The sequence below is a fragment of the Brachybacterium halotolerans genome (assembly GCF_016623465.1).
GTDB classification, from domain to species: Bacteria; Actinomycetota; Actinomycetes; order Actinomycetales; family Dermabacteraceae; genus Brachybacterium; species Brachybacterium halotolerans.
On the sequence record NZ_JAEDAJ010000008.1, the window covers coordinates 13,069 to 24,554 of the forward strand.

Annotated in this window: 7 protein-coding genes and 1 tRNA gene; 4 read left to right on the forward strand and 4 right to left on the reverse strand. The window is 73.4% G+C overall.

Features of this window, described 5'->3' with window-relative positions; all coding sequences use genetic code 11:
- Nucleotides 1-77 precede the first annotated feature (77 nt).
- A complete protein-coding gene (locus I8D64_RS12735) occupies nucleotides 78-1,346 on the forward strand; it encodes a hypothetical protein (protein WP_200503169.1) in 1,269 nt (422 codons plus the stop codon).
- 142 nt (nucleotides 1,347-1,488) lie between these two features.
- Nucleotides 1,489-2,547, forward strand: coding sequence for a lipoate-protein ligase LplAB (gene lplAB / locus I8D64_RS12740; protein ID WP_200503170.1), 1,059 nt, complete (start codon nucleotides 1,489-1,491; stop codon nucleotides 2,545-2,547).
- A gap of 57 nt (nucleotides 2,548-2,604) precedes the next feature.
- On the opposite strand, the gene I8D64_RS12745 is transcribed toward lplAB, so the two are convergent.
- On the reverse strand, nucleotides 2,605-4,062 hold the full coding sequence (locus tag I8D64_RS12745; protein ID WP_200503171.1) for a purple acid phosphatase family protein: 1,458 nt from the start codon (nucleotides 4,060-4,062) through the stop codon (nucleotides 2,605-2,607).
- Nucleotides 4,063-4,310: 248 nt separating this feature from the next.
- Here I8D64_RS12745 and valS point away from each other — a divergent pair, with 248 nt between their 5' ends.
- Complete coding sequence (gene valS, locus I8D64_RS12750) at nucleotides 4,311-6,983, forward strand: valine--tRNA ligase (RefSeq protein ID WP_200503172.1); 2,673 nt, start codon at nucleotides 4,311-4,313, stop codon at nucleotides 6,981-6,983.
- An 18-nt stretch (nucleotides 6,984-7,001) separates the two neighbouring features.
- Here valS and selB read toward each other — a convergent pair whose 3' ends face one another.
- From selB to I8D64_RS12765, 3 genes are all read right to left on the reverse strand, one after another.
- On the reverse strand, nucleotides 7,002-8,849 hold the full coding sequence (gene selB / locus I8D64_RS12755) for a selenocysteine-specific translation elongation factor (RefSeq protein WP_200503173.1): 1,848 nt from the start codon (nucleotides 8,847-8,849) through the stop codon (nucleotides 7,002-7,004).
- Nucleotides 8,846-10,159, reverse strand: coding sequence for an L-seryl-tRNA(Sec) selenium transferase (gene selA, locus I8D64_RS12760; RefSeq protein WP_200503174.1), 1,314 nt, complete (start codon nucleotides 10,157-10,159; stop codon nucleotides 8,846-8,848). The genes selB and selA overlap by 4 nt, the downstream gene beginning before the upstream one ends.
- Before the next feature lie 86 nt (nucleotides 10,160-10,245).
- Nucleotides 10,246-10,340: transfer RNA gene (locus I8D64_RS12765), tRNA-Sec, on the reverse strand.
- A gap of 84 nt (nucleotides 10,341-10,424) precedes the next feature.
- Here I8D64_RS12765 and selD point away from each other — a divergent pair.
- Complete coding sequence (selD, locus tag I8D64_RS12770; protein WP_200503175.1) at nucleotides 10,425-11,471, forward strand: selenide, water dikinase SelD; 1,047 nt, start codon at nucleotides 10,425-10,427, stop codon at nucleotides 11,469-11,471.
- Nucleotides 11,472-11,486: the final 15 nt, after the last annotated feature.

Here is an 11,486-nt window from a genome sequence, read left to right on the forward strand (position 1 = left end):
TGCGGGCCCGTCCGTCGGCCCCGTCGCACCCCGCAGCGCCCCGGCGCGCACCCACCCGCAGCGAACGAGGAGAGCACATGAGCCCCGCCGCCCCGTCCGTCGGCCGGATGATCTCGAGCGGCCTGGACGCCGTGCCGAAGATGCTCCGCCATGACTCCCCGCGCACCCGCCACGAGGCGATGGCCCGAGGCATGCTCGACCACGTCCTGCGCGACCGCCGCGCCCGCCGGCAGTTCGCCCGCCGCATCGCCGACGTGTCCGGCTCCGTCCCCGCCTTCCGCACCACCACCCGCAGCGCGGCCGACGCCTTCGACCTGGTGGGTCAGTCCCCCTCGACCGGCTCCTCCGAGATCCTCGCGGTCAAGCTCGTGATCGACGGGGACCTCTCCGAGGAGCGCCTGCGCTCCCTGCTCGACTCCCTCGAGAGGACCCCGGGCAGCCGCCTGCTGCTCATCGTGCCGCGCTCGCGCCGCTCCGCCGTGCGCGAGGTCGACGACCCCACCGGTCGCATCCGCATGGTGACCTGGGCGCAGGTCGCCAAGCGGCTCGTGCCGCACGACCCCGAGGGCGCCGAGCTGTGGACGGCTCTCGCCGAGTTCGGCGAGAACCAGGCCGTCGAGGACGCACAGCAGCCCATCGCGCCGAAGGTCCTGCTCGACGAGGAGGTCACCACCGAGCTGCGCGATCACCTGCGCTCGATGCTGCTCGTCAGCGACGAGCTCATCCATCGCGCGCCGCGCTTCTCCTCCTCGCGCAGCCATCCGCGGGCGTGGCTGCACGCGGGCGCGAGCGGCAACGACCTCGGCGTCGAGTTCGACGCCGTCGAGGACGGCTCGGCGATCTGGCTCGTGGGCTCCCGCCCGCAGCGGTCCTTCCCGCTGGGCATCGGGGCGCTCGGCTCTGACGAGGAGCGCGAGGCCGCGATCGCCCGTCTGCGCGCGATCGCCTCCCACGCCGACTGGCGCTACGACGCGGACCTCACCTTCGAGCCCGACTCCTTCATCGGCACCCCGGCCTCCCGGAAGCTCGAGGACGCCCGCTCCCTGCTCTGGGAGGTCCTCGACCCGGGCCGTCTCGAGGCGAGCGGCTTCCCGCTCGTCCCCCGCCAGCAGCCCGACATGACCGCCGACCGCCTCTCGGTGCGCGTGCACGCCCCGTCGATCCCCCGCTCGGGCACCTTCCTCGTCTCGATCGGCGGCTCGAGCACCTGGCGCACGCTGCTGCCGCGCGTCACCCGCGAGTACGACCACCGCACCTACGTGGTCCAGGCCAAGAAGTCCGACTCCGTGCAGGACCTCGTCACCAGCGTCCACGAGGCGCTGCACTCGCTCGCGACCAAGCCCTGAGCGCGGCTGCGGGGGCACGGCGGGCGGGCCTCCCCGGGAACGACGCGCGGCTCACATCCCGCGGGCGCGCGGCGGCTGGGACAATGGCGGCTGAGGGCGCCCTCACCGGGGCGCCGCAACCAGGTCGCAGGAGGCAGCGAGGGTGAACGGCTCGTTCAAGGTCCGCGGGGGCAAGCTCGTCTCGGTCGAGGTCGAGGCCTCGGACGGGGTGATCACCTCCGCCCACGTGTTCGGCGACTTCTTCCTCGAGCCCGACGAGGCCCTCGAGGACATCGACGCCGCGATCGTCGGCCTGCCCGTGAAGGCGAGCGCCGCGACGATCACCGAGGCGATCTCCGCGCGCCTCGCCGCCCGGCACGGCGACGTCCAGATGATCGGCTTCGACGCGGACGCCGTCGCGATCGCCGTGCGCCGGGCCCTCGGCAACGCGACCAGCTGGGACGACCACGAGTTCGACGTCATCGGCCCGGTCACCATGGCGCCGATCATGCACGTGGCGCTCGACGAGGTCATCCCCCACGAGGTCGCCGCCGGTCGGCGCAGGCCGCTGCTGCGGATCTGGGACTGGGACTCCCCGCTCGTGGTGATCGGCTCCTACCAGAGCGTGAAGAACGAGATCGACCCCGCGGGCGCCGCCAAGCACGGCATCGGCGTGGTGCGCCGCATCACCGGCGGCGGCGCCATGTTCATGGAGGCCGGCAACTGCCTCACCTACTCCCTCGTGGTGCCGTCCTCCCTGGTGGAGGGCCTCAGCTTCGAGCAGTCCTACGCCTACCTCGACGACTGGGTGATGGGCGCGCTCGCGGAGATCGGCGTGCGCGCGCGGTACGTGCCGCTGAACGACATCGCCTCGGACAAGGGAAAGATCGGCGGCGCCGCCCAGCGCCGCTTCGCCGACGGCGTGGTGCTCCACCACGTCACCATGAGCTACGACATCGACGCCGACAAGATGGGCGAGGTGCTGCGCGTGGGCCGCGAGAAGCTCTCCGACAAGGGCACCCGCAGCGCGAACAAGCGCGTGGACCCGATGCGCTCGCAGACCGGCATGACCCGCGAGGCCATCATCGACAGCTTCCTGGACTACTTCCGCGGGAAGTACACGACGCACGAGTCGGCGTACACCGAGGCCGAGCTCGCCGCAGCACGGGACCTCGTGGACACCAAGTTCGGCACCGAGGAGTGGACCCAGCGCGTGCCGTGAGCGGCGGGACGGCTGCTGCCGCACCCGCCGCTCACGACGGTCGCAGAAGCGTCGTCCTCAGCCGCGGCCCTTCCCCCGGCCGTGATGGCCGTGTCCGTGCCCGCGCGATCCCCGCACCAGCTCGACCTCGTCGACGACGCGGCCGCCGGTGACGTCGTGGGTCACCAGCGTCAGGGCGTCGCGCTCGACGCGCACCCGCGTCGCGTTGGGGTGGTGCCGCTGCTCGTCCTCGGCGATCCAGTAGAACGAGTCGACGTTCTCCTCGTCGGTCTCGTAGTACTTGCTGCCGCTGCACGAGTTGCAGGTCAGGTAGAGGACGTCGCCGTCCTCGGCGACCACGCGCCCCCGCACGGTCCCGGCCGTCTCGAAGGAGCTGAGCGCGTTGTCGGGGACGCCGTCCCCGTCCTCGTCGTCGGTGACGTTCATGAGGTACGAGCGGGTGAAGTGGTGGTCGTGCCCCATCAGCACGAGGTCCACCCCGAGCGCGGAGAACCCGGGAGGAAGCACCCGGCGGCGCTCGATGATGTCGCTGTCCATCGCGTGGTCGGCGGTGCTGAACACCGAGTGGTGGAAGGTGACGAGCACCCAGCGCGCATCGTCGTGCTCACGCATGGTCCGCGCGACGTAGTCCAGATGGGCCGCGTTGTCGGTGCTGTTCGAGTTCAGCGCCACCACGAGCACGTCCTGGAAGCGGAACCAGCTGTTGCCGCCCGCATTGCCCGACGAGGCGACCACGCCCACGCTCGTCGACTGGTTCGCGACGTGGAAGTGCTGCTTGTACAGGTCCGACCCCTCGTCGTGGTTGCCGATGACCGGGGCCACGGGCAGGGAGGCGAGCTGCCGCGGGGCCAGGAGCTCGGTGTACTCCTCCGCCATCGCGGAGAGGTCGCCGGTGGTGTTGATCTGGTCGCCCGCGGAGAGGATGAAGGCGGCGCGCGGGTACGTCTTCTCGGCGTAGCGCAGCGTGGTGGCCCAGCCCTCGCCGTCGGCGGCGTTGTCGCCGCTCGCTCCGATCTGCGGGTCCGCGACCACCAGGAACTCGAAGGAGCCGCTGCGGGCGATCGTGCGGAACTCGAACACGTCCGACCAGCCGGCGCGCGCGGACCCGACGCGGTAGAGGTAGCGCGTGTCGGCCCGGAGGTCCTCGAGCGTCGCGTGATGGAAGTGGTAGCCGTCGGTGAGTGCCTCGCCGCTCGTGCTCCGCACGCGTCGGGCACGCGCACGCGGGAATCCGCGTCCTCGCGAGTACTCGCTCCGACGCACCAACTGCACCTCCTGCCGGCCGCCGTCGGTGCTGAACCAGGCGAGGTTGCGCTGCGTCTCGTCTGACCCGACCAGGAGCACCAGGTCCTCGATCGAGGAGCCGTGCAGCGCCCCGTCCGCTCTCGCGGCCTCGACCTGCACGAGAGGGAGCGCGGCGAACCCTCCGAGACCCGCGATGACGGCTCGGCGGGAGGTGGTCTTCGGCGTCGTCCGCGTCGTCTGCGCGGGGTGGGTCTGCGGGGCCTGCTCCATGGGTGGGGTCTCCTGGGACTCGGACGGATGGGTCGGGAGGGACGACGCCCACGGGCTCGGGCCCGGACGCGCGCCGTCCGCGCACACCCGATCGATGCAACAGGCGCCGCGTGAACCCCCGCGGAGACCGGACCGACATCGCGGTGTCCATCGCGCGAACGGCCGCCCGGAGCCCGGCACGCTCCGTGCGCCCCTGATCACGTCGCAGGATTGCGCTCTCAGGCACGATGACTGGAACAATGGGCGCCATGACCGACACCGCCCCGCGCCCGAACGCCGCGTCCGCTCTCCCCGACAAGCCCAGCCTCGAGGGCCTCGAGGACAAGTGGGACCGCGTATGGGACGACGCGCAGGTCTACGCCTTCGACGCCGACACCACCCGTGACCAGGTGTTCAGCGTCGACACCCCGCCGCCCACGGCCTCGGGCTCCCTGCACATCGGCCACGTGTTCGGCTACTCCCAGGCCGACATGATCGTGCGCTACCAGCGCATGCGCGGCAAGAACGTGTTCTACCCGCTGGGCTGGGACGACAACGGCCTGCCCACCGAGCGCCGCGTGCAGAACTACTTCGGCGTGCGCTGCGACCCCTCGCTCCCCTACGAGGAGGACTTCACCCCGCCGCAGGAGGGCGGGGACAACAAGTCCGCGAAGGCCGCGAACCAGAAGCCGATCTCGCGCCGGAACTTCATCGAGCTCTGCGAGCGGCTCACGAAGATCGACGAGGCCTCCTTCGAGGAGGTCTTCCGCACGCTCGGTCTCTCCGTCGACTGGAACCACAGCTACCAGACGATCGACGCGCGCTCCCGGGCGACCAGCCAGCGCGCCTTCCTCGAGAACCTGGCCAAGGGCCAGGCCTACCAGTCCGAGGCCCCCACGATGTGGGACGTCACCTACCGCACCGCGGTCGCCCAGGCCGAGCAGGAGGACCGCGAGCGCGACGGTGCCTACCACCGCATCGGCTTCACGAAGGCCGATGGGAGCGGCGAGAGGGTCTTCATCGAGACCACGCGCCCCGAGCTGCTGCCCGCGTGCGTGGCCCTGGTCGCCCACCCGGACGACGAGCGCTACCAGGGCCTGTTCGGCACCACGGTCGCCTCCCCGCTGTTCGGCGTCGAGGTGCCGGTGCTGGCCCACCCCCTCGCCCAGGCCGATAAGGGCGCGGGCATCGCGATGATCTGCACCTTCGGCGACGCCAACGACGTCACCTGGTGGCGCGAGCTCGAGCTGCCCACCCGCAGCGTCATCGGCCGCGACGGCCGCTTCCTGCCCGAGGCCCCCTGGATCACCTCCGCCGAGGGCCGCGAGCGCTACGCCGAGCTCGCCGGGCTCACCGTGTTCAGCGCGCAGAAGCGCCTCGTCGAGATGGTCACCGAGACCGGCGACCTCGTGGGCGAGCCGAAGAGGACCACGCATCCGGTGAAGTTCTACGAGAACGGCGACAAGGCCCTCGAGTACGTCACCAGCCGCCAGTGGTACCTCACCAACGGCGGCCGCGACACCAGCGAGGACGGGCTGCGCGACGCGCTGATCGCCCGCGGCGCCGAGATCACCTGGCACCCCGCCTACATGGAGTCCCGCTACCGAAACTGGGTCGAGGGCCTCGCCGGGGACTGGCTCGTCTCCCGCCAGCGCTTCTACGGCGTCCCGATCCCCGTCTGGTACGCGCTGGACGCCGCCGGGGAGGTCGACTACGACACCGTGCTCACCCCCGAGCTCGAGCGCCTGCCGATCGATCCCACAACCGACGCGCCCGCCGGCTACGAGGAGTCCCAGCGCGACCAGCCGGGCGGCTTCACCGCCGATCCCGACATCCTCGACACCTGGGCGACGAGCTCCCTGACCCCGCAGCTCGCGGGAGGCTGGGACGCCGACCCGGAGCTGTTCGCGAAGGTCTACCCGATGGACCTGCGCCCGCAGGGCCACGACATCATCCGCACCTGGCTGTTCTCCACGATCGTGCGCTCGCACCTGCAGCAGGACTCCCTGCCCTGGTACAACACGTCGATCAACGGCTGGATCCTGGATCCGGACCGCAAGAAGATGAGCAAGTCCAAGGGGAACGTCGTCACCCCGATCGGCCTGCTGCACGACCACGGCTCGGACGGCGTGCGCTACTGGGCGGGCCGCGCCCGTCAGGGTGTGGACACCGCCTTCGACGAGGGCCAGATGAAGATCGGCCGACGCCTGGCCATCAAGATCCTCAACGCCTCGAAGTTCGCGCTCGGCTTCGGGACCGCCCCGGCCGACCCGTCGGGCCGCCTGGCCGCGGACCCGTCGGCCGTGACGCACCCGCTGGACCGGGCGATGCTGGCGACCCTCGCCGAGGTCGTGGACTCCGCGACCGCCGCCTTCGAGGAGATGGACTACGCGCGGGCCCTCGAGGTCGTCGAGCCCTTCTTCTGGACGTTCTGCGACGACTTCATCGAGCTCATCAAGGATCGCGCCCACGGCGCCTCCGCGAGCGGCGAGGAGGGCGCGGCCTCGGCGCGCGCCGCCCTCGCGATCGCGCTCGAGGTGCTGCTGCGCCTGTTCGCCCCGGTGATCGTGTTCGCGACCGAGGAGGTCTGGTCGTGGTGGCGGGGCGGCAGCGTGCACACGCAGCCCTGGCCGACGTCCGACGCGCTGCGCGAGGCCGCGGCCGGCCAGGACGCCGCGCTGCTGGGCACCGTCGAGCAGGCCGCGATCGTGCTGCGGCGCATCAAGTCCGATGCGAAGGTCTCGCAGAAGACCCCGATCCTGCAGGTCACCGTCACCGCCCCCGCGTCCGCGATCGCGCACCTCGAGGCGGCGCGCGGGGACCTCACGGCCCTGGGCCGGATCGAGGCGCTGACGATCACCGGCGGCGAGGTCGAGGGCATCGCCACGAGCGACGTCGAGCTCGGCGAGCCGCCGGTCAAGAAGCCCCGGAACCAGGGCTGACGCGGAGCGCTCCCGCGCTCAGCGCACCACCTCACGGCTGGATCCGTCGACACGGCGGGTCCAGCCGCGTGCGTCGAGGTGCTCGAGCAGCGGGATCGCGACGCGCCGCGTGGTCCCGAGCGCCCGACGGGCCGCGCTCGCGGTGAAGGGCTGCTCGAGCCGGGCGAGCTCGCGCATGGCCAGGGCCGGGGCCGTCGGCAGCAGCACCACACCGTCAGGCAGGCGCAGCAGGCGCCCCTGCTTCGCGGCCGCGGCGAGCTCGCGGGCGCCGAGGTGCAGGGCGGCGAGGTCGTCGGCCTCCGGAGCCCGGAAGGGATGCGCGCGCAGCCGCTCCTCGAGCGCCGCGACCTGCGCCTCCGCCGCGCCGAGACCGACAGCGTGCGCGGGGTCGACGATGCGGCCGCCCTGCGTGGCGAGCCCGGCGGCCGGGAGCACCAGGGAGAGCAGTGAGGCGTCGGGCATCGGCGAGGCGGACCTCTCCGGGACCGTCCCGTCCCGTGCCAGCAGGTCGAGCGCCGCGCCGCGCGTGATCCCGGCGGAGAGCGCGTCGCGCTCGTGCTCGGCGCGCACGGCCTTCCGCAGCGCGCGGGCCCAGGCGGTGATCGCCTGCTCGGCCACGAGCCACTCCCCTGCGCGGAGGATCCCGCTCGGCAGCGGATCGGGCACCGCGATCCCCCGGCGCGCGAGGAGGTCCGCGCGGATCGCGCCGCGGCGGGCGGTCTCGTGGGCGGCGTCCCCGTGCGGGTCCATGGTCCCGAGCTCGGTGCTGCGGCGCTTCCCGGTGCCTCGCCGGGTGAGCGCGGGCGGGTCGACGTCGAGGATCTGCACGCCGCCGAGGACCGCGTGCTCGCCGCTGCCGCGCAGCAGCATCCGGTCGCCCACGCGCAGCGGCAGCGGCCGCTCGAGGGCGAGGCGGGCGTGCTGGGGGCCGAGATCCCGCACGCGCGCGGGGACGGCGGCGGTGCCGGCGTGGACCGTGACCTCGCGGGGGACCTCGTCGAGCGCCTCGCCGGTCGTCCTGCGCACGTCCACGAGGTCCACGGCCTCGAAGGCACCGGGGGTGACGAGCGCATCGCCGCGGCCGATCCCCTCGAGGTCCGTGCCGCGCAGGTTCACGGCGGCCCGGCAGACGGGGCCGAGCTCGCGCGCCGATTCCTCGCGGCTCTGCAGGCCGCGGACGAGGACCTGGGCGCCGCCGTCACGGGCCGCGTCCCCCTGGGCGCCCAGGAGGGTGAGGCGGTCGCCCGGGTGCAGCGTCCCGGTCGCGAGGGTGCCGGTGACCACGGTGCCGGCGCCCGAGATGCTGAAGGCGCGGTCGATCCACAGCCGCACCGGTGCGTCCGCTCGCGGCTCGGGGGCGTGCTCGAGGACGTCGTCGAGAACGGTCCGCAGCTCGTCGATGCCCTGACCGGTGCGGGCGGAGACGGTGACGGCCGGGGCCCCGGCGAGTCCGGTGCCGGCGAGCTCCGTGCGGGCTCGGGCGAGGGCGGCGCGACCGCCGTCCTCGGCGAGATCCGCGCGGGTGATGACGAGGACGCCGGTCGCGATGCCGAGGGCGGCGAGCGCGTCGCGGTGGTCGTCGGACTGCGCCTGCCAGCCCTCGTCGGCCGCGACGACGAAGCAGACGACCGGGGCGGGGCCGAGCCCGGCGAGCATGTTGCCCAGGAACCGCTCGTGGCCGGGGACGTCGACGAAGGAGACCTCGCGGCCGCTGGGCAGGCGGGTCCAGGCGAAGCCGAGGTCGATGGTCAGGCCCCGGCGTCTCTCCTCCTCCCAGCGGTCGGTCTCGATGCCGGTCAGCGCGCGCACCAGGGTGGACTTGCCATGGTCGACGTGCCCGGCGGTCGCGACGACGCGCTCGATCATGGGTGCTCCGAGACGGCGCGTGCGGCATGCACCGCGCGGGTCAGGTCCTCGTCGCGATCCGCGGGGACGCAGCGCAGGTCCAGCAGGCAGGCGCCGTCGCGGAGGGTCGCGACGACGGCCTGCTCGCCGCGGCGCAGGGGCTCGGCGAGGTCCTCGGGGAGGGCGATCGCGACGCCGGGCAGCGGCACCTCGGCGCCGCCTCCGCCGCCCACGCGCCCGTCGTGGTCGACGACGCGGCCGCCGACCTGCGCGGCCACGGCCTCGGTGCGTGCGCGCAGCTGCTCGGGATCGATGTGGAGGGCCGACGGGACGGGCGGCTCGGGGCCTCGCAGCGTGGCCTCGAGCGCGGCGAGGGCGAGCTTGTCGGCGCGCATCGCGCGGGCCATGGGATGGCGGGCGAGGCGGGCGATGACGTCGGCCCGCCCCAGCAGGATCCCGGCCTGGGGCCCGCCGAGCAGCTTGTCGCCCGAGGCGATGACGACGTCGGCCCCGTCGCGCAGCGCCGTGGAGAGCGCGGGCTCCTCGGGCAGGGCGGGGTCCGGTGCGAGGAGTCCGCTGCCGAGGTCGACGACGAGCGGCAGCCGGGCGTCGTGGCAGAGCCCGGCGAGCTCGGCGACGGGGACGGCGGAGATGAAGCCGCTGATGCGGTAGTTGCTCGCATGGATGCGCAGCACGCAGCCCGTCTCGGGGCCGAGCGCGGCGGTGTAGTCCTCGGCGTGGGTGCGGTTGGTGGTGCCGACCTCGCGGATCCGGGTGCCGGTCGAGGCGATGAGCTCGGGCAGGCGGAAGCCGGCGCCGATCTCGATCATCTCCCCGCGCGAGAGGACCACCTCGCCGCTCCCCGCGAGCGCCGTGGTCGCGAGCAGGAGCGCGGCGGCGCCGTTGTTGACGACCAGCGCGTCCTCGGCCGCGGGGCACGCGGCGAGGAGGGCGGCCCGGGCGGCGGCCCCGCGGCGCGAGCGGTGGCCGGAGGCGAGGTCGAACTCGACGTCCGTGTACCCGGCGGCATCCTGCAGGGCGGCCCTCGCGGCATCGGAGAGCGGTGCGCGCCCGAGGTTGGTGTGGACGATGACGCCGGTCGCGTTGAGCACGGGGCGCAGGGAGTGGGCGCCGGCGGTGCCGAGCCCGGCGAGCAGCTCGGGCTCCACCTGCTCGGGGACGATCTGCCCGCTGCGGGCGCGGTCCTGGACGGCGCGGATCAGCTCGCGCACCACGCGCTCCCCCATCTGCGCGCTCGCCCGCTCCACCTCCGGCAGCGCCAGCAGGCGGTCGGTGCGCGGGATGCGGCGGCGGGGATCGGACTCGGTCACGGTCTCGACTCCTCCTCGGCGCGGTGCCACGGTGCGTGCCCGGCGCGTCCGGCGCGCGGCCGCGTCGCCGGGGCGGATGGGCGGATTGGCGGAGGCGGACGGGAATCGAACCCGCCAGACCGAGATGCTCGGTCTCACCAGTTTTGAAGACTGGGGCGCCCACCAGGACACGTACGCCTCCGTCGTCGATCCTATCGCCCACCTGGGTCTCCTGGGTCCCGGTCCCGCTGCCCCGGGCCCGCCTGCTCTGCCTAGACTCGGAGTCATGAGCCTCGACGACGCCCAGGCCCCCACCGGACCGATCCCCTCCGCGCTGCCCTCCGTCTCGGTGCGGCTGACGACCATGGCGCACGGCGGAGGCTGCGCGAGCAAGATCCCGCCGGGCGAGCTCGAGGAGGCGGTCTCGGCGCTGGCCGGCCAGAGCGCGGGCGACGTGATCGTGGGGCTCGACGACGGCGACGACGCCGCGGCCGTGCGCGTGCGCGAGGACCTCGCGGTGCTCTCGACCGCGGACTTTTTCACCCCGATGGTCGACGACGCCTTCGACTGGGGCCGCATCGCCGCCGCGAACGCGCTCTCGGACATCTACGCGATGGGCGGCGACCCCGTGGTCGCGATCAACCTCGTGGGCTGGCCGCGCGAGACGCTCCCCTACGAGCTGCTGCGCGAGGTGCTGCGGGGCGGCCTCGAGGTCGCGGCGGCTGCCGGTGTTCCGGTGATCGGCGGGCACAGCGTGGACGATCCGGAGCCCAAGTACGGGATGGCCGTCACCGGGACAGCGCATCCGGATCGGCTGCTGCGCAACGACGCGGCCCGGGCCGGTCTTCCGCTCACCCTCACCAAGCCGCTCGGCGTCGGCCTGCTGAACAACCGCCACAAGGCGACGGCCGAGGTGTTCCCCGCGGCGATCGAGACGATGACGACGCTGAACCGCGATGCCTCGCAGGCTGCGCTCGCGGCGGGCGTGCGCGCGGCGACCGACGTCACCGGGTTCGGCCTGCTCGGGCACCTGTTCAAGATGATGCGCGCCTCGGGCGTCGCTGCGGAGATCGACCGCGGCGCCGTGCCGCTCGTCGACGGCGCGGCGGAGGCGCTGCGCGACGGCTTCGTCTCCGGCGGCACCCGCAGGAACCTGGACTGGGTGCGCGACCACGTGCAGGCCGGCCCCGGCATCACCGAGGACGATCTGCTGCTGCTCGCCGACGCCCAGACCTCCGGCGGACTGCTCGTGGTCGGCGAGGTGCCCGGCTACCCGATCATCGGCCGGACCGTGCCCGCCACGGCCGAAGCTCCTTCCATCACCGTGAGGTGAGACGTGCGGTGGGCG